Below are 24,731 nucleotides of genomic sequence, written 5' to 3' on the forward strand. Positions count from 1 at the left end.
ATGAATAAAAGTCAGAAGTTGTTCGGGGTCAGCTTGTTGGCGCTGATGGTCAGCGGTTGTGCCGTCAGCAGTAAACCGATCGAACGCAGTGCCAGTGAGCAGCGCGCCAGGAGCGACCTGCAGAGCATGTACAAGGACCAGGAACCGCTGAGCGGCCCGCTGACCCTGCACCAGGCCATGGCCCGGGCGGTGAAGTACAACCTCGAAGGCCGCTTGAAAATCATGGAAGAGGCCCTGGCCAAGCGCCAGCTGGACCTCGCCAGTTTCGACATGCTGCCGCGCATGGCCCTCTCCGCCGGCTATGTGGGGCGCAACAACGTCAGCGCCTCCAGCAGCCAGAGCGTCGAGACCGGCACCCAGTCCCTGGAACCTTCGACCTCCCAGGACCGGGACCGCAGGGTGGCCGACCTGACCATGGTCTGGAACGTCCTGGACTTCGGCGTCAGCTACATCAACGCCAAGCAGCAGGGCGACCAGCGACTGATCGTCCAGGAGCGTCGGCGCAAGGTGATCAACACCATCGTCCAGGATGTGCGCTCGGCCTATTGGCGGGCGGTGGCGGCCGAACGCCTGCTCAAGCAGATCGACAGCCTCATGGGTCGGGTCGAGCAGGCCCGCAGCAACAGCCAGAGCATGAGCCAGCAACGTATCGGCGACCCGGTGCAGGCCCTGGCCTACCAGCGCTCGCTGATCGAGGCCACGCGCCAGCTGGAGGAGCAGCGCCGGGCGTTGTCCCTGGCCAAGACCGAGCTGGCGACCCTGATCAACCTGCCGATGACCACCCACCTGACCCTGGCGACCAGCGACGATTACCCGGTGCCGGAACTCAAGGTCGATATGGCCCGCCTCGAGCACGAGGCCCTGACCAGCCGCCCGGAACTGCGCGAGCAGGATTACCAGAGCCGCATCAGCGCCGCGGAAACCCGCAAGGCCATGCTGCGCCTGCTGCCGGGCCTGGAGTTCTCCGCCGGCGGGCATTACGACAGCAACTCGTTCCTGGTCAACGACAAGTGGGCCGACTATGGGGTGAAGGTCACCTGGAACCTGTTCAATGTGCTCTCCGCGCCGGCGGCCATCGACACCGCCAAGGCCGGTGAAGACGTCGCCGCGGCCCGTCGCCAGGCCATGTCGATTGCCGTGCTGGCCCAGGTCTACGTGGCCAACGCCAACTACCGCGACGCCTTGCGCCAGTTCAAGACCAGCCAGGAGCTGGCGGATATTGACGGGCAGATCGTCGGCCAGCTGCGCAACCGCTACCAGGCCAACGGCATCGGCGAACTGGACCTGATCCAGGGCGAGCTGAACACCTTGCAGGCGGACCTGCGGCGCGACCTGGCCTATGCCGACCTGCGCAACGCCTACGGGCAGATCTTCGCCAGCGCCGGCCTCGACCCGCTGCCCGACGAGGTGCAATCGACCCAGGTGCAGTCCATCGCCACGGCGCTGGCCAGCCGTGAGGCCGACTGGGCGGCGGGCAACATCAGCACGCCGGTGGCCCATGCCCAAAGACAATAACCTGCAGGCCCCCCAGGCCAGCGTCAGCCGGGCCCAGCGCGAGGCGCGCAATGGCCATCGCGGTGTGGCGATCCTGTTGACCGGCCTGCCGGCGGCGGGCAAGTCGACCCTGGCCCAGGCGCTGCAGGCCGGGCTGTTCCAGCACGGTCGGCAGAGCCTGGTGCTGGACGGCGATGCCTTGCGCGGCGGCCTGAACCGCGACCTGGGGTTCGCCGAGGCCGACCGCCGGGAAAACATTCGCCGCGCCAGCGAGCTGGCGGCCCTGCTGGTGGACAACGGGCAGATCGTAATCCTGGCGATGATCGCCCCGCTGATCGAGCAGCGTGAGCTGTTCGCCCGGCGCCTGGGCGAGGACTACCTGGAAGTCTGGTGCAGCGCCTCGCTGGCGGTCTGCGAGCAGCGCGATCCCAAGGGCCATTACGCCCGCGCCCGTAGCGGCGAGTTGCCGGGGTTCACCGGTATCTCGGCGCCCTACGAGCCGCCACGGGCGGCGCTGGAACTGGATACCGGCGCTCAATCGGTCGAAGACTGCCTGGGGCAATTGCTCGGCTGGCTGGGCGAGCGCCAGGTGCTGCCGGCCTCATGAGCCGTCCGGCGTTCGCCCGCCTGCCCGTCAGCGTGGACCTGCCGCGGCTGTTGCGCGCCCTGGCGCGAATCGACGCGAGCGCCTGGCAGGGCCACTTCAACGGCGGTTATTACGAAGGCGACTGGAGCGGCGTGGCCTTGATCTCGGCGCTTGACGCGCCCTCCGAGCTGGCGCCGGGCAAGGGCCTGCCGGTGCAGCGCGAGCCCTGGCGGCAGGACCCGGACTGGCAACAGGCATTGCGGCACCTGCCCTTGCGGATCGTCTCGGCGCGCCTGCTGCGGTTGGGGCCGGGGGCGCGCATTCATGAACACCGCGACTACGACCTGGGCGGCCCGGACGCCGACCTGCGCCTGCATATCCCCCTGCTCAGCCCGCCGCGGGTGGATTTCCTGCTCGACGGGCAGCGCATGCCGATGCTGGCGGGAGAGTGCTGGTTTCTCGACCTGTCGCGCCCGCATCGGGTGGATAACTACGACACTCAGGCACGTATTCATCTGGTACTCGACTGTCGCCCCGACCCTTGGCTGGAGCAGGCGATTGCCGAGGGCCTGCCGACCACCCCGGCGCCTGGCCTGGGCCGCGCGGCCCTGGACTTCGCGCGGTTTTGCCGGCTGCTTGAAGAGGACACCACGCTGTGCCAGGCCTTGCAGGCGCCGACCGACAGCGAAGCCTTTATCGAGCGCACCCTGGCCCTGGCGGCCGAGCGTGGCCTGGTGTTCACCCGTGAAGACCTGCGTTCGGCCATGCGCCAGGGGCGGCGTCTGTGGAATGAACAATGGATGGCCTGAACCTGCGCGGCTGGTTGCCGATCCGCCTCTGGCAGCCGGGTGACGAGTGGCGGGTCGACTGGTGCTGGTTCGGCGACAGGCCGCTGTCGCAGCCGTTTTTCCGCGAGGCGGTCGAAGAGGCCCTGCGCCTGCCGTTCAATCAGGCGTTCCGCCGCCAGACGCCTTTGTCTGCCCTGACCGAATGGCGCCAACGCAGCCCGGGCCTGGCTCCCAGCGCCTTTATCTTTCATGCCTCGCGCTGCGGCTCGACCCTGCTCAGCCAGATGCTGGCCTGCCTGGACGACCATATCGTGGTGTCCGAACCGCCGCCGCTGGATGCCCTGCTGCGCGGCTCGCTGGCGCCACAGGAGCGGGCTGCCGCGCTTGTGGGCCTGCTGTCGGCCTATGGGCAGGTACGTCGTGGTACTGAGCAGCGGCTGGTGATCAAGCTCGATGCCTGGAACATCGGCGAGCTGCCGTTGTTGCGCCAGTGCTTCGCCGATACGCCGTGGCTGTTTGTGTATCGCGACCCGCTGGAAATCGCCGTGTCGCATCTGCGCCGGGCCGGCATGCACATGACGCCGGGCCTGATCGGGCCCAGCGCGCTGGACGACGGCGAGCCTTTCCAGGACCGGGAAAGCTGGGTCGCCCGGCGTCTGGGGCGCTTGTTGCAGCTGGGGCTGGAACACTGCCGCGAACACCATGGCCTGGCACTGAACTACAGCGAACTGCCCGCCGCCATGGACGGCCACCTGGGCGATTTTCTCGGCCTGGGCGCCGAGCAACGCAGGGCGGCCTTCGCCCGTATCGGCCAGCATGCCAAGCAGCCGACGCAGGCCTTTGTCGATGATCGCCAGGGTAAGCAGCGACAGGCTTCAGCGCGGTTGCGGGAGCAGCTGGAGCAATGGGCGCAGGCGCCTTACGCGGCGCTGGAACAGTGGCGCAGCAGGGCGGCCAGCGCAGTCCCGCAAACGCGTCTCAGCTCTTCGGCGACAAGTCCGCCATGCCCTTGAGGAATTCGATGGGTAGCGGGAAAACGATGGTCGAGCTCTTGTCGCCGGCGATCGCGCCCAGGGTCTGCATGTAGCGCAGTTGCATGGCGCCGGGCTGGCGGCCGAGCATTTCGGCGGCCTGCATGAGTTTCTCCGAGGCCTGCAATTCGCCTTCGGCGTGGATCACCTTGGCCCGGCGTTCCCGCTCGGCTTCGGCCTGCTTGGCGATGGCGCGGATCATCGATTCGTTGAGGTCGACATGCTTGATCTCGACGTTCGCCACCTTGATGCCCCAGGCATCGGTCTGGGCGTCCAGCACCTGCTGGATATCGGCGTTCAGGCGTTCGCGCTCGGCCAGCAGTTCGTCCAGCTCATGCTTGCCCAGCACCGCGCGCAGGGTGGTCTGGGCCAGTTGGCTGGTGGCCATGAGGAAATCCTCGACCTGGATGATCGCCTTCTGCGAGTCCAGCACGCGGAAATACAGCACGGCGTTGACCTTGACCGAGACGTTGTCGCGGGTGATCACATCCTGCGGCGGCACGTCGAGTACCACGGTGCGCAGGTCGACGCGGACCATCTGCTGGACGACCGGAATCAGCAGGACCAGCCCCGGCCCCTTGACCCTCCAGAAGCGCCCGAGCTGGAACACCACCCCGCGCTCGTATTCGCGCAGGATGCGAAACGTCGAGACCGCCAGCGCCAACAGCAGCGCCAGCAGCGCGCCAAAACCCAATTCCAGACCCATTTCATCCTCCTCGCGGCGCGGCCTCGGCCGTCGTCACTTCCAGAAGCAGCCCCTTGCGCGCCACCACCCGTACCTGTTGTCCGGTTTGCAGCGGCGTTGCGCTCAGGACCTGCCAGTGTTCGCCCTGCAACAGCACCCAGCCGTTGTAAGGGTTGCCCGCTTGCACCGCGGTGATCGCCGTGACACTGCCCACCAGCCCCGCGTCGCCGGCCACCTGCTGGCGCTGTCGCGCGCGCAGCGCCATGCTCGCCAGCGTCGCCAGGAGCAGCGCGCTGACCACCGCCAGGCCGACGATGAGCGGCAGGGGAATGCCATAGCCCGGGACATCGGTGTCCATCAGGATCACCGCGCCGACGACAAAGGAGACGATGCCGCCGAAACCGATGACGCCGAAGGTCGGTAGAAAGGCTTCGGCGACCATGAAGGCGATGCCCAGCAGGATCAGGGCCACGCCGGCGTAGTTCACCGGCAGCAGTTGCAAGGCGTACAAACCGAGCAGCAGGCAGATGCCGCCGAGTACGCCGGGCACCGCGGTGCCCGGGTTGACGAACTCGAAGAACAGCCCGTAGATGCCGATCATCATCAGGATCAGCGCCACGCTGGGGTGGGTGATGACCGACAGCAGCTGCGTGCGCCAGTCCGGGTCGTGATGGATCACCGCCGCCCCCAGGGTATGCAGCTGCACCGCCTGGCCGGCGGCGATGAGGAACTTGCCGTCGAGTTGCCTGAGCAGGCCGTTCAGGTCATCGGCGACATAGTCGACCACCTTCAGCTTCAAGGCTTCCTGGGCCGGCAGGCTGACGGCCTCGCGCACGGCCTGTTCCGCCCATTCGGCATTGCGTCCGCGTAATTGCGCCAGGCCACGGATATAGGCCGCGGCGTCGTTGATCTGTTTGTGGCTGAGGGTGTCGGTGTCCGGTTCCGGGTTCTTGTCCGAGCGTGGCGCGGCGGGCGGGTTGCCGCCCGGGTCGGGCTGCCCCGGCATGCCGACCCGCACCGGGGTGGCGGCCCCGAGGTTGGTGCCCGGGGCCATGGCGGCGATGTGGCTGGCATACAGGATGTAGGTGCCGGCGCTGGCGGCGCGGGCGCCACTGGGGGCGACGAAACTGGCCACCGGCACCGGGCTGGCGAGGATCGCCTTGATGATCGAGCGCATCGAGGTGTCGAGGCCGCCCGGGGTGTCGATGCCCAGCACCACCAGTTGGGCGTGCTCGTCGGCGGCCTTGTCCAGGCCGCGCACCACGTAGTCGGCGCTGGCGGGGCTGATCACATCGTTGACGGTGAGCACCACCACTGGCTTCACGGCCTGGGCGTGCCCGGTCGGCAGGCCGATCAGCACACCCAGCAGCAGCCCTTTCAGTGTCGCCCGCCACCCACGCTCGTTCATCCGACCCTCCTGGAGAGTCATGTGCCTCGGTTGCCAGCCGTTCGCTGGCCTTGTCCTTGAGTCTAGTAGAGCGTGGGATTGAGCAAATTTTGAGCAGCCTCTTGCTCGCGTGCCGTTCGGAAGTTCGTCGGTGGGCGAGGGCGGCGCGGCCTAGACTTTGTGAAGGGAGTGACAGTCGTTAACCCATAGTCCTGCAAAGCCGTTCAGGACACCGAGGTGCATCATGCGTATGGCAAGAACCGTGCAACGCAGCCTGGAACAGGCGCATTGCGATTTTGACGTGGTGGCTCATCCACATTCGTCGAGCAGCCTGGAGACCGCTCGGGTGGCGGGAGTTCCCGCCGAGCGCGTGGCCAAGTCGGTGATCCTCGACGACAGTCACGGCCACTACCTGATGGCCGTGCTGCCGGCCAGCCGCCACCTGGACCTGAGCAAGGTGCGCGGCAGCAACGAATGGCAGATCACCCGGGAAAGCACCCTGGCGCATCTGTTCAACGATTGCGAACGCGGCGCGGTACCGGCCCTGGGCGAATCCTATGGGCTGGACGTGGTGATCGATCCGATGCTGACCCGGCAGAAAGACATCTACCTGGAAGCCGGCAACCACAACAATCTGGTGCATCTGAGCATGGACCAGTACCTGAAAATGGTGCCTCATGCCGAGGTGTGCGAGGTCAGTTACTAGCGCCGTCGGCGGATGTACCCACCTTTCGCGAGCAAGCTCGCTCCTACAAAAATGCTTGTTTTCTGTAGGAGCGAGTTGGCTCGCGATCGACTGCGCAGCAGTGGTTCAACCAACACCCAACCCGTTCAGGAGTCCCCATGGAATCCCCATCCCACAGCCTGCCCGCCCTGTTCAAACAACTCGGCCTGCCCGACGACCCCGAGGGCATCGACCGTTTCATCGCCACCCATTCGCCGCTCAAGCCAGAACTGCACCTGGCGGATGCCTTCTTCTGGACCAGCAGCCAGGCGGATTTCCTGCGCAACGAGATCCTCGACGACGCCGACTGGGCGGAAGTGGTGGATCAGCTGGATGTGTTGTTGAGGAAAGGGCGGGGGGCTTGAGGCATCAGGCTTCGGTTAGAGGCCACTGGCGCGCGGTATGCACCAGCGCCAGGATCCACACCGCATTCTGATGGAGTTGATAGACCAGACGGTAGCTTTGATGAGGGATCAGTTCGCGGGTGCCGGCGATCAATCCGGGGCGCCCGGCTTGAGGATGTTGCACCAGTTGCGTAGCCGATTGGCTGAAGCGTATGTCCATGTCCAGCGCCGCCTGCGGATTCAGGTCATGCAGGTAATCCCATATGTCTGCACGGTCCTGTGCGGCTTGCGGCGTCCAGATCACTTTCATTGCTGGGGCGCTACCTGTGCCCTGCGGGCCGCGAAGGTGGCTTCCAGATCATCGTTGGCAATGCCTTTCCCAGCGGTCATGGATGCGCGTGCGGTATCGACCTTCTGTTGCAGAAAGGCCTCGTACTCCCGGGCTTCCCGTTGTTCCTGCACGTACTGACGCATCATTTCTCGGACGATCTGCGATGCGGGGCGATGGCTGGCTTCGGCCTCGGCCATAAACTGATCGCGCAAGTCGGCTTCGAGTTTCATCGTGAAAACGGCGTGTTTGGACATGGGACAGTTCCTGCAAAAACGTATATACCAAGTATATATATCTTCAGTACCTAAGCCGGTCCAGGTTTTCTCGCGGCGACGATCGGTCGCTAAATTGTTTCAAAACTTGACTGGATTTAACCCCCTCATGCACCATTGATAGTTAGCAAACTAACAGTGTGCGAACCTTCTTTTGCCCGACTCTCTCGAATCACTCCAGATGAATATCAGCAGTGGCATGGTGGTCGCCGCCCGACATTGGCGGCGGATCTGCCAGAGCACGCTGGTCAACTATGGAATCTCCGAAGCCTGCGCCGTGCCCCTGCTGATGATCGGGCGCCTGGGCGAGGGCGTGCGCCAGGTGACGGTGGCGCAGGCGGCGGGGATGGAAAGCCCGTCCCTGGTGCGCCTGCTGGACCAGCTGTGCAGCGCCGGCTACGCCTGCCGTACCGAGGACCCCCACGATCGCCGGGCCAAATGCCTGAGCCTGACCGACACCGGCCGCGAGCTGGTGCAGTCGGTGGAAGCCGAGCTGGTGCGCCTGCGTCGCGAGGTGCTGGAAGGCATTACACCCGCGGACCTTGAGGCGGCGCTGAAGGTGATCCGCGCCTTCGAGTCGGCTGCCCAGCCACCGGCGGTGCCTTCTTGAGCGGATTCTTTACCGGCGTGCCGCCGGCGCGCGACTGGTTCTACGGCGTGCGCACCTTTGCCGCGTCGATGATCGCGCTGTACATCGCCATGCTCATGCAGATGCCGCGTCCGTACTGGGCGATGGCCACGGTGTACATCGTCTCCAGCCCGTTCGTCGGGCCCACCAGTTCCAAGGCGCTGTACCGTGCGATCGGCACCTTGCTCGGCGCCTCGGCGGCGGTGCTGTTCGTGCCGATGTTCGTGCAGAGCCCCTACCTGTTGGTGGTGATCATCGCCCTGTGGACCGGGATCCTGCTGTTCCTCTCCCTGCACCTGCGCACCGCCAACAGCTACGCGCTGATGCTGGCCGGCTACAGCCTGCCGCTGATCGCCCTGCCGGTGGTGGATAACCCGCTGGGGGTGTGGGACGTGGCGCAGGCCCGCACCGAGGAGATCTTCCTCGGCATCGTCTGCGCGGCCGTGATCGGCAGTATGTTCTGGCCACGGCGGCTGGCGCCGGTGTTCGTCGATTCGGCGGGCAAATGGTTCGCCGATGCCGCCACCTATAGCCAGCGCTTTCTCAGCCGCAACGTGCAGCCCGAAGAAGTCAGCGCCTTGCGTGCGTCCATGGTCGCCACCTTCAACAGCCTGGAGCTGATGATCGGCCAGTTGCCCCATGAGGGCGCGCGCCCGCAGACCGTGCGCAATACCAAGGAGCTGCGCGGGCGCATGATCCACCTGCTGCCTGTGGTGGACGCCCTGGACGATGCGCTGTACGCCCTGGAGCGACGTACCCCGGAGCTGGTGGAGCAGTTCGCGCCGCTGCTGGACCAGGCCGGGCAATGGCTGGAAAGCACCGCCCAGGGCACCTCGGTCGAGCGCTGGCAGGCCCTGCGCGGCCAGCTTGAAGCGCTGCAACCCGACGCCGAAGCCCTCGACGACCGACGCCAGCTGCTGTTTTCAAACGCCCTGTACCGCCTCGGCGAATGGATCGATTTGTGGCAGGACTGCCGCAGCCTGCAACACGCCATTCAATGCGAAAGCCAGGACATCTGGCGCGCGGTCTATCGCCACTGGCGCCTGGGCCGCCTGACGCCGTTCCTCGACCGCGGGCTGATGCTGTATTCGGTGGCCTCCACTGTCCTGGCGATCATCGTCGCCTCGGTGCTGTGGATCCTCCTGGGCTGGACCGACGGCGGCAGCGCGGTGATCCTCGCGGCGGTGGCCTGCAGCTTCTTCGCCTCGATGGACGACCCGGCGCCGCAGATCTACCGGTTCTTCTTCTGGACCGCGATGTCGGTGCTGTTCGCCAGCCTCTACCTGTTCCTGATCCTGCCCAACCTGCACGATTTCCCGATGCTGGTGCTGGCCTTCGCCGTGCCGTTCATCTGCGTCGGTACCCTCACGGTGCAACCGCGTTTTTACCTGGGCATGCTGCTGACCATCGTCAACACCTCGTCCTTCATCAGCATCCAGGGCGCCTACGACGCCGATTTCCTGAGCTTCGCCAACTCCAACCTGGCCGGGCCCATGGGCTTGCTGTTCGCCTTTGTCTGGACCCTGGTCGCCCGGCCGTTCGGCTCGGAACTGGCGGCCAAGCGCATGACCCGCTTCAGCTGGCAGGACATCGTCGGCATGACCGAGCCCGCCAACCTGGCCGAACACCGCCATCTGGGGGTGCAGATGCTCGACCGCCTGATGCAGCACCTGCCGCGGCTGGCCATGACCGGCCAGGACACCGGCGGGGCCCTGCGCGAAGTGCGCGTCGGCCTGAACCTGCTGGACCTGCTGGCCTATGCGCCGCGGGCCCAGGGCAACGCGCAGGTGCTGTTGCGTCAGGTGGTGGCCGAGGTCGGCGCCTACTTCAAGGCTTGCCTCAAGGCCGGCGAACGCCTGCCGGCACCGAGCGGCCTGCTGATGACCCTGGACCGCGCCCGCCGCACCCTGGATGCCCACAGCCAGGACGACCGCGAAACCCGTTTGCACCTGCTGCACGCCCTCAGCGGCCTGCGCCTGGCCCTGCTGCCCGGTGTGGAATTCGTCGGCGGTGGCGAGCTTGAAGAACCGCTGCCCCATGGCATCGATGGAGCGCCTTTATGATCGGTGACCTGGATATCAGCGGGGTATTCCTGCCCACGCTGCTGGTGCTGATGGGCCTTACCTATGGCTTGTACCTGGTGGTCCACGGGCTGCTGACGCGCCTGCATTTTTATCGCCTGGTCTGGCACCGGGCTTTGTTCAACGTTGGTCTGTACGCTTTGCTGCTCGGCGCCGTGGACTCACTCAGTCGATACCTGATGACATGAAAAAACCTTTATTGACCATTGGCCGTGTGGTCCTGACGTTGCTGGTGGTGAGCTTCGCGGTCGTGGTGGTCTGGCGCATGGTGGTGTACTACATGTTCGCGCCCTGGACCCGGGACGGGCATATCCGCGCCGACATCGTGCAGATCGCCCCGGACGTCTCCGGGCTGATCCAGCAGGTGCAGGTGCGTGACAACCAGCTGGTCAAGCGCGGCCAGGTGTTGTTCAGCATCGACCAGGACCGTTTCAGCCTGGCCCTGCGCCAGGCCAAGGCGTCCCTGGCCGACCGCCAGGAAACCCTGGCCCAGGCCCAGCGCGAGGCCAGGCGTAACCTCGGCCTGGGCAACCTGGTGCCGCGCGAGCAGCTCGAAGAAAGCCAGTCCCGCGTGGCCCGTGCCCAGTCGGCCCTGGCCGAGGCCCAGGTGGCGGTGGACAGCGCCCAGCTGAACCTCGACCGTTCGGTGATCCGCAGCCCGGTGGACGGCTACGTCAACGACCGCGCGCCGCGCACCCAGGAATTCGTCACTGCCGGGCGCCCGGTGTTGTCGGTGGTGGACAGCAACTCCTTCCACATCGACGGTTATTTCGAGGAAACCAAGCTTGACGGCATTCATATCGGCCAGGGCGTCGATATCCGCGTGGTCGGCGATCGCGCGCGGCTGCGCGGGCATGTCGAAAGCATCGTCGCCGGCATCGAGGACCGCGACCGCAGCAGCGGCTCCAACCTGCTGCCCAACGTCAACCCGGCCTTCAGCTGGGTGCGCCTGGCCCAGCGGATTCCGGTGCGCATTGCCTTCGACGAGGTGCCGGAAGACTTCCGCATGATCGCCGGGCGCACCGCCACCGTGTCGATCATCGACGATCAGGCGCCAATCCGGTCGGAGCCGGGGCAATGAACAGCGCCCTGCGTGTGGCAACGGTCGGGCTCGGCTTTTTGCTGCTGTCAGCCTGCCAAATGGTCGGCCCGGACTATCACCTGCCGGACGACGCGGCGCTGCATCGCGGCGATTTGCAGGGCGAACTGGCCGGATCGAGCGACAAGGTGGTCTCGGCTCCGGTCCCGGCGGACTGGTGGCGCTTGTACCAGGACCCGCGCCTGGACCAGCTGGTACAACAGGCCATGGCCTCCAACACCGACCTGCGGGTCGCGGCAGCCAATCTGGCACGGGCCCGCGCCCAGGTCGACGAGGCCCAGGCGGCCGGCGGCTGGAGCGGCGGGGTCAAGGCCGGGGTCGAGCGTCTGCAGGAGTCCGGCGAAGCCTTCCTGCTGCCGGAGAAAGTGCCGGTGGCCAACGTCGGCAACCTGTCCGTCAGCACCTCTTATCAGTTCGACCTGTTCGGCACCCTGCAGCGCGGCATCGAGGCGGCCCAGGCCAACGCCGATGCCACCCAGGCGGCGGCCGATACCGCGCGCATCACCCTGGTGGCCGACGTGGTGCGGGCTTACACCCAGGTTTGCGCGGCCAACGAAGAGCGCGAGATCGCCGAGCACTCCCTGGACCTGCAGGCCCAGAGCACCGCGCTGATCCAGCGCCTGCGCGACGCCGGGCGTGGCGACGAAACCCAGGTCACCCGTTCCCAGACCCAGTTCAAGTCCCTGCGCGCCGAACTGCCGCGCTATGAAGCGGCGCGCCAGGCCGGCCTGTTCCGCTTGTCGATGCTCCTGGCCAAGCCGCTGAACCAGTTGCCGGCCGGCACCGACAGCTGCGCCGAGCTGCCGCACATTGCGCAATTGTTGCCGGTGGGTGACGGCGCGACCCTGCTCAAGCGTCGCCCCGACGTGCGCCAGGCCGAACGTCGCCTGGCCGCGGCCACCGCCGATATCGGCGTCGCCACCGGCGCGCTGTACCCGGACATCAGCATTGGCGCGACCGTCGGCACCGTGGGCATCGTCGACAACCTCGGCAAACCCTCCACCAACCGCTGGGGCTTCGGCCCGCTGATCAGCTGGACGGTACCGGCCAACGGCGCCCGCGAACGCATTCACCAGGCCGAAGCCGCCAGCCAGGGCGCCCTGGCGCATTTCGACGGGGTGGTGCTCAACGCCATCCGCGAAACCCAGACCGGCCTGGCCCAATACAGTGCCCAGTTGCAACGTCGCGACGCCCTGGCCGAGGCCGAGCAGTCGGCGCGCCAGGCCGCCGACCAGACCCATCGCTTCTTCCAGGCCGGCCGCGAGTCGTTCCTCGCCGACCTGCAGGCGACCCGCACCTATACCGACGTACGGGCCCAGCTGGCCGCGGCCAACACCCAGGTGGCGATGAGTCAGATCGACCTGTTCCTGGCCCTGGGCGGTGGCTGGGAAAGCGGACGAACGCAAGCCTCGAACCCCGCCAAACCCTGAGGCCGTTGCTATGCTTTGAACAGTTGGCTGAGCACCTTGCGTCCAGTGCTCGGCCAGCGGTCAGGCACGTGATGGTCATGGGGATTCCAATAATGAAAAACCCTTATGCTCTCGGCTTCTGGTGCGCCATCGTCGCACTGGTGCTGCTTTCTGCGACTTATTTCTACGGTGTCATGCTGGCGCACCAGATCGACAAGGCCATGATTTTTCTCGACAGCGCCAGCGCGCTGATTGCGGTGAGCGCCATTGTCTTCGTGGCCTGGACGTCGTTCCAGACCCAGAAAATCAAGAAAAGGCAGCTCGAGCAGGGCAAGACCCTGGTCGCGATCTGGGACACCAAAGTCGCCCTGCGCCGGGTCGAGACGGTGTTCGACCGTTACTTCTGGGGCAGTTACTGGCAGCCGGGGCGGACCTTCCAGGAAGTCATGGGCGAGTTGACCGGCACCCCCCTGGAAAAAAGCCTCGAAGCCCTGAAAAAACAGTGCGTATTACTGGATAAGCAGGCCGCCGACGGTCGCCACTGGCTGAACAATGCCCGCGAACTGTCCGATGTCGCCGCCGCCATGGCCCGCGAACGCTATCAACTGGATTTCTGCGACCCGCGTTCGGAAACCCCGGGCGGCGCGGTGATCAACCGCGATTTCGAAGTGCTGGTCTACACCTGGACCGCGCGCCTGAAAAGCTTCGATCACCAGCTCGACGCACTGGAGGTCGAATACTCCGAACACGCCACGTAGCCATATAGCCATGTAGCCATGTAGCCGCTGCCGAGCCCGCGAGGCTGCGATCGGTTGCAGAGCAACCGCAAACCCTGAGTCCGCGATCTGCCTGAAGAAACGCACCGTCTGGCCCAGCGACGGCTGCGCCGCCGATCGCAGGCTGCGCCAGCGGCTACAGGCTGTGTCTTCAGCTTCCCCTGTTCACTACTTTTCACATGGAAAGGTTGGGCCGCCTGGCCTGGCCGGTGCTAATCTTCGGCAGTTTTACGCACAGTCGAGCCACAACCCGTGCCGGGTTCAGGGAAGACGACCACACATTCAACATCGGATCGATCGGGTCAAATAATGAATAAATCAGCAGGCGTACTGTTAGGAATCGTCGTCGCGGTGGGCGCTATCAGTGCCGGCGGCGCCTGGTATACCGGGACCAAGCTGGAAGGGGTGCTGCAAACCTCTATCGCCGACGCCAACAAGGAACTCCAGGCCGCCATGGTCGGTTCCAACGGTACCGCCAGCCTGGAGCTGGTATCGCTGGAGCGCAACCTGTTCAGCAGCACCGCGCGCTACCGCCTCAAGGGCCAGGGCGAGATGTTCGGCGACAGCGCCGAGGGCGTCGAGCTGGTGTTCGTCGACCGCATCGAACACGGCCCGCTGCCGTTCTCGCGCCTGATGACCCTGAAATGGCTGCCGGTCATGGCCACCAGTCACTACGAGCTGGAAAAGAACACCCTGACCGAGAAATGGTTCGCCGCCACCAAGGATGTTTCCCCGCTCAAGGGCGTGGTCAACCTGGGTTACGACCGTTCCGCCACCGGCAACCTGGAGTTGCTGCCGCTGGAGACGGCCCTGGACGACAAGTCGACCCTCAAGTTCTCCGGCCTGAAGCTGGACCTCTCGACCAGCGCCCAAGCGCAGAAGGTCAAGGCCGAAGGCTACATGGACAGCCTCAAGCTCAACAGCGTCGCCGAAGACCAGACGCCGGTGCAGGTCGAGCTCAACGGCCTGACCCTGGCCAGCAACCTGACCAAGAGCAACTATGGCTTCTACGTCGGCGACAACACCCTGGAGCTGACCAGCACCAAGGCCACGTTCGGCGAGAAACAGTCGGTGCTCAGCTTCAAGAATTCGCAGATCAAGAGCGCCACCGACGAGAAGGGCGCCCACCTGGCCGGCCGTGCCGACTACAAGATCGGCGAAGTCGCCCTCAACGGCAAAGCCGTCGGTTCGGCGCAAATGACCTGGAGCATGAAGAACCTCGACATCGCCTCCGGCATGTCGCTGATGCAGGTCTACCAGAACAAGCTGCAACCCTACGAAGACGCCGTCGCCGCGGCCGAAGCCGCCGGGGAGCCAGCGCCCGAGCTGAACCTGAGCGAGGCCGAGCAGGCCCAGGTCAAGGCTGACCTGGACAAGTTGCTGGCCGCCCAGCCGCATATCGCCCTGGAAAACCTCTCGTTCAAGACCACCAATGGCGAAAGCCGCCTGAGCCTGGTGGTGGACCTGAACAAGCCGCAATCCATGGAACTGCCGCCGGCCGAACTGAGCAAGCAACTGCTCACCCAGCTGGACCTGAACCTGCTGCTGTCCAAGCCGATGATCGCCGACATGGCATCGGTGCAGGCGCAGCTGGACGGCGTGACCGACGCCAAGGCGATCGCCGACCAGGGCAGCATGGCCGCCGACATGGTCAGCGGCATGGCGCTGGGCACCCAGCTGGCCAAGCTGGAAGGCAACGACATCGTCTCCAAGCTGCGTTATGCCAACAACGAAGTGGACTTCAACGGCCAGAAAATGACGCCTGAGCAGTTCGTCGGTTTTGTCATGAGCAAACTGGGTCCGGTCACCATCCAGTAAGCCGCGCAAAACCCCTCCACGGGGTTTTCAGCCAGAAACGCCCGGCCTCCGTACCACGGAGTCGCCGGGCGTTTTTTTGCCTGTAGCTGGCGGGAAAATTCCCCCCCAGAGCCTCCTTGAACATGGCTACAGGCCACGTCGTTCGCGGATTCGCGCAGAAACGAATCTGAAGAAATATTGCATTTGCGCATCCGCATCAGCCTTGCATGGAAGACTCCGCCCCAATCTGGCCGAGTCATCTGATTCGGCTTCCTGGCACGTATCAGGCGGGGGGACACAAGACCCCGGCTAGCCATGTAAGGATGCTGAAGAAAATGCCGCCCATTGTTCATCCTGTTCGCCTTTATGGTTTGCGGCCGCTGCTGCGCCTGGCGTTATGCAGCCAATTGCTGTGGCCGACCCTGGCCCTCGCCGACCCGGCGTACGACCGCCTGATTCTCGACGCCCGCGCCGGCAGTTATGCGCCAGCCCTGAGCCATTTGCGCCAGGTGCCGGCCGACCGCCTGAACGCCGGGCTGGTCAGCGACCACCTGCAGATCGCCAGCTGGGCCGGCCTCGACAGCGAGGTGGTGAATGTCTATGAAACCCAGGCCCGTGGCCGGGTGCTGCCGATCCAGGCGCTGACCGCCACCGCCCGTGCCTACCGCAATCTGCAGCGCTGGGACGCGGCGATCCAGGTGTACCGCCTGGCCCTCGAACGCGACCCACGCAACCCCGACCTGCAACTGGGCCTGGCCCTGACCCAGGCCGACGCCGGCAAGCCTGAGGAAGCCGTGCGCCGTGCCCGCGAACTGGTGGCGGCCAAGCCTGACGATGCCACCCGCCGCCTGGCCCTGGGCTACGCCCTGACCCGCGCCGGTTCGCCGTATGACGCGCTGTTCGAGTTCGACCAGGCGTTTATCCGCGCCGGCACCCGGCCGGAAGTCGCCCGCGAATACGTGTTCGCCCTGCAACGGGCCCGCCTGCCGGAACCGGCCCTGCGCCTGGCCCGCCAGCGCCCGGGGCTGATCGATCCGCTGATCGAGCGCCGTCTGCAAGGCGACCTGGCCGCCGAGCGTGTGCGCCTGGCCGAGCTGGCCACCCGCAGCGAGAAAGAGCGTTATGTCATCGCCGACCGTGCCCTGGCCGATTACGACCAGTTGCTCGCCACCTGGACCCCGGACCCGGCGGCCAAGGACGACGTGACCCGCTGGCGCATCGACCGCATGGGCGCGCTCAAGGCCCGGGCACGCACCGCCCAGGTAATTGACCAGTACCGCACGCTGACCGCCGAAGACGTGGCCATCCCCACCTACGCCCGGCGTTGGGTGGCGGCCGCCTACCTGGACCAGCGCCAGCCGGAGATCGCCAGCGACCTCTATCGCCAGGTGCTGGCGGCGCCGGATGCCGATGTCAGCGACCGCGTCGAAGACAGCACCGCGCTGTACTACGCCTTGCTGGAAAGCGACCGCCCGCAGGAGGCGCAACAGGTCGCCGACGACCTGGCCAGGAACCAGAAACCGCGGGTCGAGCTCAAGGGCTTGCCGGTGGGCAACCCCAACGATGAATGGATGGACGCCCAGCAGCTCGCCGCGCAGTCCGGCACCTACAGCGCCGACCTGCCGGGCAGCGAGCAGCGCCTGGCCAGCCTGGTGGACCAGGCGCCGGGCAATATCGGCCTGCGCGTGGCCCAGGCCAACCTGTACCAGTCCCGGGACTGGCCGCGCCGCGCCGAGGGCCTGCTCAAGGAAACCGAGAGCATGGCGCCGCGCGATGTCGGCCTCGAGGTTGCCCAGGGCCACACGGCCCAGGACCTGCAGGAATGGCGTCAGCTCGATGCCCTGACCGACGATGTGGTGCAGCGTTATCCCGACAACCGTCAGGTGCAGCGCCTGGCCCGCCAGCGCCAAGTGCACGACATGGCCGAGCTGCGGGTCGAAACCTATGGCGGCAAGAGCTACGGCGGCGGCAACAGCGGCGCCGGCGCGGTTTCCGGGAGCAAGGACTTTGGCATCGAGACGGTGCTCTACAGCCCGCCGATCAATGAAGACTGGCGCCTGTTCGGCGGCCTCGGCTATGCCACCGGCGACTTCCAGGAAGGCACCGGGCACCATCGCTGGCAGCGTATCGGCGTGGAGCGCCGGACCCGCGACATGACCCTGGAAGCGGAAGTCTCCAACCACTCCTACGGCTTCGACGACAAGCAGGGCGCGCGGCTGTCCCTGGCCCGCGACATCGACGATCACTGGCAGTACGGCGCCAGCCTGGAATACCTGTCGGCCAACACGCCGCTGCGGGCGCTCAACAGCAACATCTACGCCAATGGCGGCAGCGCGTTCCTGCGCTGGCGGGCCAACGAGAGCCGGGAATGGCGGCTGGCCCTGAGCCCCTCGCATTTCAGCGATGGCAACAACCGTTTCGAAGCTGTGCTCACCGGTCGCGAGGGCGTCTATGCCACGCCCCACGTGCAGGTCGACCTGGGCCTGGAAGTCGGCGCCAGCCGCAACAGCAAGGAAGACACGCCCTACTTCAACCCCAAGTCGGACTTCACGGTCCTGCCGACGGTGAACGTCAACCATGTGCTCTATCACCGCTACGAAACCTCCTGGAGCCAGCAGTTCCAGGTGGGCGCCGGTACCTACAGCCAGCGCGATTACTCCACCGGGGCGATCGGCCTGCTCAGCTATGGCCAGCGCGTGACCTGGAACGACGTGTTCGAAGCCGGGGCCGCCCTGAGCGTGCTCAACCGGCCTTACGACGGCGACCGGGAAACCGACCTGCGCCTGCTTCTCGACCTTACCTATCGCTTCTAGAAGAGTCCGAAGATGCCTCCGATGACCCGTTGCATCCTCCTGCTGGGAGCCCTGATTCTCAGCGCCTGCGCCCAGCCCGCCGCGGATTTCCTGGCGCCGGCGCAGCGCCCGGTGCCCGCCAGCGAAACCCCGTGGCCGAAAAACCACGTGCTGGGCATTGCCTACCACGACGTCGAAGACCGCGACCCCGACCAGGCGGTGGTGGCCGTGCGCACCGAACGCCTGATCGAACAGCTGGCCTGGCTGCGCGAGAACGGCTACCAGCCGGTCACCGTGGACCAGATCATGGCGGCGCGCAAAGGCGGCCCCGAGCTGCCGGCCAAGGCCGTGCTGCTGAGCTTCGACGACGGTTACGCGAGCTTCTACACCCGCGTGCTGCCGGTGCTGCGCAGCTACAACTGGCATGCCCTGCTGGCGCCGGTGGGGGCGTGGGTCGATACCCCGCTGAACCAGCCGGTGGATTTTGCCGGCACCCCGCGCAAGCGCTCGGACTTCCTGACCTGGGAGCAGGTCCGCGAGATATCCCGTTCCGGCCTGGTGGAAATCGCCGCCCACACCGATGCCAACCACAAGGGCGTGCTGGCCAACCCCCAGGGCAACCTGCAACCGGCCGCCGCCACCCGGCGCTATGACGCCAGCACCGGGCGCTATGAAAGCGAAGCCGAATTCGAGGCGCGCCTGCGCAGCGACGTGGCCGCCATCTCGAAAAAAATCCGCGCCGCCACCGGCTACAGCCCACGGGTCTGGGTCTGGCCTTATGGCGCCGCCGACGGCACCGCGCTGCGGGTGGTGGGCGAGGAGGGCTACGACATGGCCCTGACCCTCGACGACGGCCTCGATGCCCTCGACAACCTGATGAGCAGCCCGCGCTTCCTGGTGTCCTCGGACCCGGACGGCATCCACTTCTCCAACAGCATCGTCGGCGTCGAGGCCAGCAACCCGATGCGCGTGGCCCATGTCGACCTGGACAACGTCTACGACCCGGACCCGCAGCAGCAGGAAATCAACCTCGGCAAGCTGGTCCAGCGCATGGCCGACCTGGGCGTCAACACCGTGTTCCTGCAAGCCTTCGCCGACCCCAAGGGCGATGGCCTGGTGCACTCGCTGTACTTCGCCAACCGCCACCTGCCGGTGCGCGCCGATATCTTCGACCGGGTCGCCTGGCAACTGCGCACCCGGGCCAACGTCAAGGTGTTCGCCTGGATGCCAGTGCTGAGTTTCGCCCTCGACCCGAGCCTGCCGCGCGTGACCCGCTGGGACCCGGAAACCGGCCAGGTCGCGGTCGACCCCGACCAGTACCGGCGCCTGTCGCCGTTCGATCCGAAGGTGCGGCGCATCATCGGTGAGATCTACGAAGACGTGGCGCGCCTGACCTCGGTGGACGGCATCCTCTACCACGACGACGCGGTGCTCTCCGATTTCGAAGACGCCAGCCCCGCAGCCCTGCGCACCTACGCTGCCAACGGCCTGCCCGGTTCGATCGCCGCCTTGCGCGGCGATCCGGCGACCCTGCAGCGCTGGACCCGCTTCAAGAGCCGCTACCTGATCGACTTCACCCATGAGCTGACCGCCAAGGTCAAGGCGATCCGCGGGCCGCAGGTACTGACCGCGCGCAACCTGTTCGCCGAGCCGATGCTCAACCCGCAGAGCGAAGCCTGGTTCGCCCAGAACCTCGACGACTTCCTCGCCCATTACGACTGGACCGCGCCGATGGCCATGCCGTTGATGGAGGGCCAGCCGCGCAAGGCTTCCGGCGCCTGGCTGGAGCAACTGGTGGCCACGGTCAAGGCACGCCCCGGCGCGCTCAACCGTACCGTCTTCGAACTGCAGGCCCGGGACTGGGCGCAAAAACCGGCGAGCGATATCGACGCCGCGCAGATGGCCGACTGGATGGGCCGGCTCAAGCGCCAGGGCGCGACCAGCTTCGGCTACTACCCGGATAACTTTCTCGAGAACTCGCCGGACCTGAAGACCATCCGTCCCGCGCTCTCCACCAAGTGGAACCCTTAAATCATGTTGGATCGACTGCTAGCCCTGCTCGTTCTGGCGATTGTCCTCGGTGTGCCGCTGGGCCTGATCTTCCTGGTGACCGGCCAGTTCCTGATGGACTTCGTGTTCTTCTACCCGCTGTTCATGTCCGGCCTGTGGATCGCCGGCGGCCTGTACTTCTGGCTGCACTGGGAACGCCACTGGCCCTGGAAGGACGACACCCTGCCGCCGCCGCTGAAGGGCGAGCCGCTGATCAGCATCCTGATCCCTTGCTACAACGAGGGCGACAACGCGGCCGACACCATCCACGCGGCGCTGGCCCAGCACTATCCGAATATCGAGGTCATCGCGATCAACGACGGCTCCAAGGACAACACCGCCCAAGTGCTGGACGCCCTGGCGCTGGAAGATCCGCGGCTGCGAGTGGTGCACCTGGCACAAAACCAGGGCAAGGCCGTGGCCTTGCGCATGGGCGCCGTGGCGGCGCGCAGCGAGTACCTGGTGTGCATCGACGGCGATGCGCTGCTGGCGCCGAACACCGCGGCCTATCTGGTGGCGCCGCTGCTGGAGAATTCGCGCCTGGGCGCGGTGACCGGCAATCCGCGGATTCGCACCCGCTCGACTTTGGTGGGCCGGGTCCAGGTGGGCGAGTTCTCCTCGATCATCGGTCTGATCAAGCGTACCCAGCGGGTGTTCGGGCGGATCTTCACGGTCTCCGGGGTGATTGTCGCCTTCCGCCGCTCGGCCCTGCACCGGGTCGGCTACTGGAGCCCGGACATGATCACCGAAGACATCGACATCAGCTGGAAGCTGCAGCTCGATCACTGGAGCATTTTCTACGAGCCGCGGGCGCTGTGCTGGATCCTCATGCCGGAAACCCTGCGCGGCCTGTGGAAGCAGCGCCTGCGCTGGGCCCAGGGTGGCGCCGAGGTGCTGTTCAAGAACATCCGCGGGATCTGGCAATGGCGCCACCGCTACCTGTGGCCGCTGCTGTTCGAATACTGCCTGTCCACCGGCTGGGCCTTCACCTTCCTGCTGTCGGTGATCTTCTGGGGCGTCGGCCATTTCATCGTCATGCCCGAGGCCATCGCCGTCGACCGCCTGATGCCGCCGGCCTTCACCGGGCTGGTGCTGGCGATGGTCTGCCTGCTGCAGTTCGCGGTCAGCATCCTGATCGATCGCCGGTATGAAAAGGGTTTGGGCAAGACCATGTTCTGGGTGGTCTGGTACCCCCTGGTGTTCTGGCTCGTCAGCCTGTTCACCACGCTTGTCAGTTTCCCCAAGGTGCTGTTCAGCCAACACCGCAAGCGTGCGCGCTGGGTCAGCCCCGACCGTGGCATCAAGCCGACAGATGATGAAGAGGAGGCTCGCTGATGAAAATCATCAGAACCCGTCAACGGCCATTGCTGGTGATCGTCGATGCGGCGTTCACCGTGCTGGCTTGGATCGGCCTGCTGTACCTGCTGGTACGCGGCCTGTGGCCGCTGATCGACACCCACGACGGCCCGCGTATCGAGGTCGGCGTGCTGGAAGCGCTGGGCACCTTGCAGACCTACCTGTGGGTGGCCCTGCTCAACGCCGCCGTGCTGATCCTCTGGGCGCGTTATCAGCAGCGCAAGAGCAAAAGTTTTGCCCGGCGCCGCCTGCCGTCGCCGGCGCTGGACGACCAGCGCCTGAGCGAAAGCTTCAAGCTCAGCGCCGCCAATTTTGCGCGCATGCGCCAGCCCGGGACCATGACGGTGCATAACGACGAGGAGGGCGGCATCAGCCTTGTCACCACCGGTTTCTTGCGCCTGAACCCCGAGCGCCAGCCGCATCCGCCGTTGCTGGCGGATTCCGTGGAGCGCTGATTCGGCTGCTGGTTGAAGGTCGCGGGATCAGGGCGGCCGGGTAAAAATCCCGGTGCTCGTCGAAAAAAGCCCCGGAGCTGAAAAAAAACCGGGGTTTTTTCGTTTACAAGCGGCTGCGGCTCAAGCTCAATCAGCGCCAATATTGCTCAAGCGCAACGCTACGCCGCGCAGCTATAGTCTCCAGGCTCCTGTTTCCAGGCTCCGATAAACCCATTCGCAGAAGGTGCTCGCGTATGTCCCGTTTTGCCTCTCTCAATACCTGGCTGGCCGCCGGCGCCGTCCTGCTGTGCCTGCAGTTGCCGGCCCAGGCCCAGGAGCGTTTCACCCTGAATGTGCCCGGTGTCTCGGACAACCGCCTGTTTACCCCGGCCAGCGCCAGCGATGCCAAGGGCTGCGGCGGGCATAACCTGTCGCCGGCCCTGGCCTGGACCGCCGGCCCGGAAGGCACCCGCAGCTACGCCATCGTGATGCACGACCCGGACGGCGCCAAAGGCCAGGGTATCGACCACTGGGTGCATTACGGGATCAAGCCCACGACCCGGCAGATCGCCGCGGGCGCGGGGGCCAAGGGCACCCTGGAAGGGCTGGGCGGCACCAACAGCAAAGGCACCACCGGCTACGTCGGTCCTTGCCCGCCGGTGGGCGACAGCGCGCATCACTACATCATCCAGATCTACGCCCTGGAGCTGGCGCCCGACGCCTTGCCGGCCGGCCTGACCCGCGCCCAGCTGCTGGAAAAGATCAACGGCCACGTGCTGCGCAACAGTAGCGTGGTGCGGCGCTATCTGCGCTAAGCAGATTTTTTTCCGGGGGCTTAACCCGAATCGCCAAGGGGCTTCGTCTGAAGGGGGGAATGGATCAATTTCCCCGAGGTCAGCCCCCATGTTCCTTCCTCCGTATTTCCTTCGCCCCGCCGTTCAGGGGTGCGCCGCCGGGTTGCTGTTGACCATGGCCGGTTGCGGCCCGTCCTCGCCTGAGACCCGGGGCGCTGCCTTGCCCGTCCAGGAAACGCTGGCACCGCAGGTCGCCGCGCCCTCGTCGAGCGAGGCCCCGCGCGCCGATGTGATCCTGGCCGGATACAACAACGCCAAGGCGCTCGCCCCGGCACCCATGCAAGCCTCGATGATGACGCGCGAATCGCTGCCCGCCGGCTATCGCGCCGAACCGCGGGAGCAGTACCAGAACCTGCCGGACAACCCGATCCACAGCGTGGCGCAAGCTCCGGTCTCGACCTTCAGCGTCGATGTCGATACCGGTGCCTACGCCAATGTCCGGCGCCTGCTCAACCAGGGCAGCCTGCCGCCGCAAGGTGCGGTGCGCCTGGAAGAACTGGTCAATTACTTCCCCTACGATTACGCCCTGCCCGGCGACGGCTCGCCGTTTGGCGTGACCACCGAGATCGCGCCGTCGCCCTGGAACCCCCACACCCGCCTGCTGCGCATCGGCATCAAGGCTTCGGATCGCGCCGTCGCCGAGCTGGCGCCGGCCAACCTGGTGTTCCTGGTGGATGTGTCCGGCTCCATGGACCGCCGCGAGGGCCTGCCGCTGGTGCAAAGCACCCTCAAGCTGCTGGTGGACCAGTTGCGCGAACAGGACCGGGTGTCGCTGGTGGTGTATGCCGGTGAATCGCGGGTGGTGCTGGAGCCCACTTCCGGGCGCGACAAGGCGAAGATCCGCAACGCCATCGAGCAACTGACGGCGGGCGGCTCCACCGCCGGCGCCTCGGGCATCCAGCAGGCGTACCAGATGGCCCGGCAAGGCTTCATCAAGAACGGCATCAACCGCATCCTGCTGGCCACCGATGGCGACTTCAACGTCGGCATCAGCGACTTCGACCGCCTCAAGCAGATGGCCGTCGAGCAGCGTAAAAGCGGCGTGTCGCTGACCACCCTCGGCTTTGGCGTGGACAACTACAACGAGCACCTGATGGAGCAACTGGCTGACGCCGGCGATGGCAACTATGCCTACATCGACAACCTGCGCGAGGCGCGCAAGGTCCTGGTGGACCAGCTCGGCTCGACCCTGGCGGTGGTAGCCAAGGACGTGAAGCTGCAGGTGGAATTCAACCCGGCCCAGGTCAGCGAATACCGCCTGCTGGGTTATGAGAACCGCGCGCTGAAACGCGAGGACTTCAACAACGACAAGGTCGATGCCGGCGAGATCGGCGCTGGGCATACGGTCACCGCGCTGTATGAAATCGTGCCCAAGGGCGAGCAGGGCTGGCTGGAGCCGCTGCGTTATGGCCAGGCCCAGGCGTCGTCGGAATCGAACATCAAGGACGACGAGCTGGCCATGCTGCGGGTGCGCTACCAGGCGCCGCAAGGCGGCAGCAGCCGGCTGATCGAGCGGCCGATCCTGGCGTCGCAACAGCACGGCAAACTCGTCCAGGCCAGCGATGATCTAAGATTTGCCGCAGCCGTGGCGGCGTTCGCCCAGCAGCTCAAGGACGCTCGTTACACCGGCGACTTCGGCCTCAAGGACACCGTTGCCCTGGCCCGCGGGGCCAAGGGCGAAGACCGTTTCGGCCTGCGCGGCGAGTTCGTGCAACTGGTGGAACTGGCGCAGAGCCTGCAGACTGCCGCTCCGGCGAATCAGCCGGGCCGTTCCGGGGAGGCGTTGAGCCGCCGTGAGTAACGTCATGACGAGC

General features: G+C 66.0%; 23 protein-coding genes. 19 read left to right on the forward strand and 4 right to left on the reverse strand.

Annotated elements, in window-relative coordinates; all coding sequences use genetic code 11:
* Genes AC07PQ_RS12230 through AC07PQ_RS12245 form a run of 4 tightly spaced genes read left to right on the forward strand, consistent with a single transcriptional unit; the run spans nucleotide 1 to nucleotide 3,881 of the window.
* Complete coding sequence (locus AC07PQ_RS12230) at nucleotides 1–1,515, forward strand: TolC family protein (protein WP_053259186.1); 1,515 nt, start codon at nucleotides 1–3, stop codon at nucleotides 1,513–1,515.
* A complete protein-coding gene (gene cysC, locus AC07PQ_RS12235) occupies nucleotides 1,499–2,101 on the forward strand; it encodes an adenylyl-sulfate kinase (RefSeq protein WP_493185585.1) in 603 nt (200 codons plus the stop codon). The genes AC07PQ_RS12230 and cysC overlap by 17 nt, the downstream gene beginning before the upstream one ends.
* Complete coding sequence (locus AC07PQ_RS12240; protein WP_493185586.1) at nucleotides 2,098–2,889, forward strand: aspartyl/asparaginyl beta-hydroxylase domain-containing protein; 792 nt, start codon at nucleotides 2,098–2,100, stop codon at nucleotides 2,887–2,889. The genes cysC and AC07PQ_RS12240 overlap by 4 nt, the downstream gene beginning before the upstream one ends.
* On the forward strand, nucleotides 2,877–3,881 hold the full coding sequence (locus AC07PQ_RS12245; protein WP_493185587.1) for a sulfotransferase family protein: 1,005 nt from the start codon (nucleotides 2,877–2,879) through the stop codon (nucleotides 3,879–3,881). Before AC07PQ_RS12240 ends, AC07PQ_RS12245 begins: the two co-directional genes overlap by 13 nt.
* Here AC07PQ_RS12245 and AC07PQ_RS12250 read toward each other — a convergent pair.
* Together AC07PQ_RS12250 and AC07PQ_RS12255 are read right to left on the reverse strand one after the other, a co-directional pair.
* Nucleotides 3,847–4,605, reverse strand: a complete 759-nt coding sequence (locus AC07PQ_RS12250) for a slipin family protein (protein ID WP_007932057.1) — start codon at nucleotides 4,603–4,605, stop codon at nucleotides 3,847–3,849. The genes AC07PQ_RS12245 and AC07PQ_RS12250 overlap by 35 nt on opposite strands.
* 1 nt (nucleotide 4,606) lies before the next feature.
* Complete coding sequence (locus AC07PQ_RS12255) at nucleotides 4,607–5,992, reverse strand: NfeD family protein (protein WP_493185588.1); 1,386 nt, start codon at nucleotides 5,990–5,992, stop codon at nucleotides 4,607–4,609.
* A 223-nt stretch (nucleotides 5,993–6,215) separates the two neighbouring features.
* Between AC07PQ_RS12255 and AC07PQ_RS12260 the strand changes: the two genes are divergently transcribed.
* Complete coding sequence (locus AC07PQ_RS12260; RefSeq protein ID WP_007932067.1) at nucleotides 6,216–6,677, forward strand: aminoacyl-tRNA deacylase; 462 nt, start codon at nucleotides 6,216–6,218, stop codon at nucleotides 6,675–6,677.
* A gap of 137 nt (nucleotides 6,678–6,814) precedes the next feature.
* A complete protein-coding gene (locus AC07PQ_RS12265) occupies nucleotides 6,815–7,060 on the forward strand; it encodes a DUF2789 domain-containing protein (RefSeq protein WP_007932069.1) in 246 nt (81 codons plus the stop codon).
* Between the two features lie 4 nt (nucleotides 7,061–7,064).
* Here the strand turns inward: AC07PQ_RS12265 and AC07PQ_RS12270 are convergent, their stop codons facing one another.
* The gene (locus AC07PQ_RS12270) at nucleotides 7,065–7,349 is read right to left on the reverse strand and encodes a type II toxin-antitoxin system RelE/ParE family toxin (RefSeq protein ID WP_493185589.1); all 285 of its coding nucleotides are present in this window, start codon (nucleotides 7,347–7,349) and stop codon (nucleotides 7,065–7,067) included.
* Nucleotides 7,346–7,624: an antitoxin of toxin-antitoxin stability system gene (locus AC07PQ_RS12275; RefSeq protein WP_493185590.1), complete on the reverse strand. Its 279-nt coding sequence runs from the start codon at nucleotides 7,622–7,624 to the stop codon at nucleotides 7,346–7,348. The genes AC07PQ_RS12270 and AC07PQ_RS12275 overlap by 4 nt, the downstream gene beginning before the upstream one ends.
* A gap of 199 nt (nucleotides 7,625–7,823) precedes the next feature.
* Between AC07PQ_RS12275 and AC07PQ_RS12280 the strand changes: the two genes are divergently transcribed.
* From AC07PQ_RS12280 to AC07PQ_RS12340, 13 genes are all read left to right on the forward strand, one after another.
* Nucleotides 7,824–8,252, forward strand: a complete 429-nt coding sequence (locus AC07PQ_RS12280) for a MarR family winged helix-turn-helix transcriptional regulator (protein ID WP_053259193.1) — start codon at nucleotides 7,824–7,826, stop codon at nucleotides 8,250–8,252.
* Complete coding sequence (locus AC07PQ_RS12285) at nucleotides 8,249–10,333, forward strand: FUSC family protein (protein WP_493185591.1); 2,085 nt, start codon at nucleotides 8,249–8,251, stop codon at nucleotides 10,331–10,333. Before AC07PQ_RS12280 ends, AC07PQ_RS12285 begins: the two co-directional genes overlap by 4 nt.
* Nucleotides 10,330–10,539, forward strand: a complete 210-nt coding sequence (locus AC07PQ_RS12290) for a DUF1656 domain-containing protein (RefSeq protein WP_007932080.1) — start codon at nucleotides 10,330–10,332, stop codon at nucleotides 10,537–10,539. The genes AC07PQ_RS12285 and AC07PQ_RS12290 overlap by 4 nt, the downstream gene beginning before the upstream one ends.
* Complete coding sequence (locus AC07PQ_RS12295; protein WP_493185592.1) at nucleotides 10,536–11,432, forward strand: efflux RND transporter periplasmic adaptor subunit; 897 nt, start codon at nucleotides 10,536–10,538, stop codon at nucleotides 11,430–11,432. Before AC07PQ_RS12290 ends, AC07PQ_RS12295 begins: the two co-directional genes overlap by 4 nt.
* Nucleotides 11,429–12,880, forward strand: coding sequence for an efflux transporter outer membrane subunit (locus tag AC07PQ_RS12300; protein ID WP_493185593.1), 1,452 nt, complete (start codon nucleotides 11,429–11,431; stop codon nucleotides 12,878–12,880). Before AC07PQ_RS12295 ends, AC07PQ_RS12300 begins: the two co-directional genes overlap by 4 nt.
* A 92-nt stretch (nucleotides 12,881–12,972) precedes the next feature.
* Nucleotides 12,973–13,617 (forward strand): NADH:ubiquinone oxidoreductase subunit N, encoded by a 645-nt coding sequence (locus AC07PQ_RS12305; RefSeq protein WP_037004411.1) that lies wholly within the window; start codon nucleotides 12,973–12,975, stop codon nucleotides 13,615–13,617.
* A 327-nt stretch (nucleotides 13,618–13,944) separates the two neighbouring features.
* Nucleotides 13,945–15,453 (forward strand): YdgA family protein, encoded by a 1,509-nt coding sequence (locus AC07PQ_RS12310; protein WP_493185594.1) that lies wholly within the window; start codon nucleotides 13,945–13,947, stop codon nucleotides 15,451–15,453.
* Nucleotides 15,454–15,767: 314 nt separating this feature from the next.
* A complete protein-coding gene (gene pgaA, locus AC07PQ_RS12315; RefSeq protein ID WP_493185595.1) occupies nucleotides 15,768–18,245 on the forward strand; it encodes a poly-beta-1,6 N-acetyl-D-glucosamine export porin PgaA in 2,478 nt (825 codons plus the stop codon).
* Nucleotides 18,246–18,257: 12 nt separating this feature from the next.
* Nucleotides 18,258–20,255, forward strand: coding sequence for a poly-beta-1,6-N-acetyl-D-glucosamine N-deacetylase PgaB (pgaB, locus tag AC07PQ_RS12320; RefSeq protein WP_493185596.1), 1,998 nt, complete (start codon nucleotides 18,258–18,260; stop codon nucleotides 20,253–20,255).
* Nucleotides 20,256–20,258: 3 nt separating this feature from the next.
* Nucleotides 20,259–21,608 (forward strand): poly-beta-1,6-N-acetyl-D-glucosamine synthase, encoded by a 1,350-nt coding sequence (pgaC, locus tag AC07PQ_RS12325; RefSeq protein ID WP_007930306.1) that lies wholly within the window; start codon nucleotides 20,259–20,261, stop codon nucleotides 21,606–21,608.
* On the forward strand, nucleotides 21,608–22,084 hold the full coding sequence (gene pgaD, locus AC07PQ_RS12330; protein WP_007930308.1) for a poly-beta-1,6-N-acetyl-D-glucosamine biosynthesis protein PgaD: 477 nt from the start codon (nucleotides 21,608–21,610) through the stop codon (nucleotides 22,082–22,084). The genes pgaC and pgaD overlap by 1 nt, the downstream gene beginning before the upstream one ends.
* A 233-nt stretch (nucleotides 22,085–22,317) precedes the next feature.
* Nucleotides 22,318–22,878, forward strand: coding sequence for a YbhB/YbcL family Raf kinase inhibitor-like protein (locus AC07PQ_RS12335; RefSeq protein WP_007930309.1), 561 nt, complete (start codon nucleotides 22,318–22,320; stop codon nucleotides 22,876–22,878).
* A gap of 88 nt (nucleotides 22,879–22,966) precedes the next feature.
* Entirely contained in the window at nucleotides 22,967–24,718 is a 1,752-nt protein-coding gene (locus tag AC07PQ_RS12340; RefSeq protein ID WP_493185597.1) for a vWA domain-containing protein, read from the forward strand.
* The last annotated feature ends 13 nt before the right edge of the window (nucleotides 24,719–24,731 follow it).

It is taken from the genome of Pseudomonas sp. GW821-FHT09E12, from assembly GCF_059416085.1.

Bases quoted from the DNA above. Each gene is read 5' to 3' on its own strand.
- AC07PQ_RS12230 (WP_053259186.1), top strand. From the start codon at position 1: ATGAATAAAAGTCAGAAGTTGTTCGGGGTCAGCTTGTTGGCGCTGATG.
- cysC (WP_493185585.1), top strand. From the start codon at position 1,499: ATGCCCAAAGACAATAACCTGCAGGCCCCCCAGGCCAGCGTCAGCCGG.
- AC07PQ_RS12240 (WP_493185586.1), top strand. From the start codon at position 2,098: ATGAGCCGTCCGGCGTTCGCCCGCCTGCCCGTCAGCGTGGACCTGCCG.
- AC07PQ_RS12245 (WP_493185587.1), top strand. From the start codon at position 2,877: ATGGATGGCCTGAACCTGCGCGGCTGGTTGCCGATCCGCCTCTGGCAG.
- AC07PQ_RS12250 (WP_007932057.1), bottom strand. From the start codon at position 4,605: ATGGGTCTGGAATTGGGTTTTGGCGCGCTGCTGGCGCTGCTGTTGGCG.
- AC07PQ_RS12255 (WP_493185588.1), bottom strand. From the start codon at position 5,992: ATGAACGAGCGTGGGTGGCGGGCGACACTGAAAGGGCTGCTGCTGGGT.
- AC07PQ_RS12260 (WP_007932067.1), top strand. From the start codon at position 6,216: ATGCGTATGGCAAGAACCGTGCAACGCAGCCTGGAACAGGCGCATTGC.
- AC07PQ_RS12265 (WP_007932069.1), top strand. From the start codon at position 6,815: ATGGAATCCCCATCCCACAGCCTGCCCGCCCTGTTCAAACAACTCGGC.
- AC07PQ_RS12270 (WP_493185589.1), bottom strand. From the start codon at position 7,349: ATGAAAGTGATCTGGACGCCGCAAGCCGCACAGGACCGTGCAGACATA.
- AC07PQ_RS12275 (WP_493185590.1), bottom strand. From the start codon at position 7,624: ATGTCCAAACACGCCGTTTTCACGATGAAACTCGAAGCCGACTTGCGC.
- AC07PQ_RS12280 (WP_053259193.1), top strand. From the start codon at position 7,824: ATGAATATCAGCAGTGGCATGGTGGTCGCCGCCCGACATTGGCGGCGG.
- AC07PQ_RS12290 (WP_007932080.1), top strand. From the start codon at position 10,330: ATGATCGGTGACCTGGATATCAGCGGGGTATTCCTGCCCACGCTGCTG.
- AC07PQ_RS12295 (WP_493185592.1), top strand. From the start codon at position 10,536: ATGAAAAAACCTTTATTGACCATTGGCCGTGTGGTCCTGACGTTGCTG.
- AC07PQ_RS12300 (WP_493185593.1), top strand. From the start codon at position 11,429: ATGAACAGCGCCCTGCGTGTGGCAACGGTCGGGCTCGGCTTTTTGCTG.
- AC07PQ_RS12305 (WP_037004411.1), top strand. From the start codon at position 12,973: ATGAAAAACCCTTATGCTCTCGGCTTCTGGTGCGCCATCGTCGCACTG.
- AC07PQ_RS12310 (WP_493185594.1), top strand. From the start codon at position 13,945: ATGAATAAATCAGCAGGCGTACTGTTAGGAATCGTCGTCGCGGTGGGC.
- pgaA (WP_493185595.1), top strand. From the start codon at position 15,768: ATGCCGCCCATTGTTCATCCTGTTCGCCTTTATGGTTTGCGGCCGCTG.
- pgaB (WP_493185596.1), top strand. From the start codon at position 18,258: ATGCCTCCGATGACCCGTTGCATCCTCCTGCTGGGAGCCCTGATTCTC.
- pgaC (WP_007930306.1), top strand. From the start codon at position 20,259: ATGTTGGATCGACTGCTAGCCCTGCTCGTTCTGGCGATTGTCCTCGGT.
- pgaD (WP_007930308.1), top strand. From the start codon at position 21,608: ATGAAAATCATCAGAACCCGTCAACGGCCATTGCTGGTGATCGTCGAT.
- AC07PQ_RS12335 (WP_007930309.1), top strand. From the start codon at position 22,318: ATGTCCCGTTTTGCCTCTCTCAATACCTGGCTGGCCGCCGGCGCCGTC.
- AC07PQ_RS12340 (WP_493185597.1), top strand. From the start codon at position 22,967: ATGTTCCTTCCTCCGTATTTCCTTCGCCCCGCCGTTCAGGGGTGCGCC.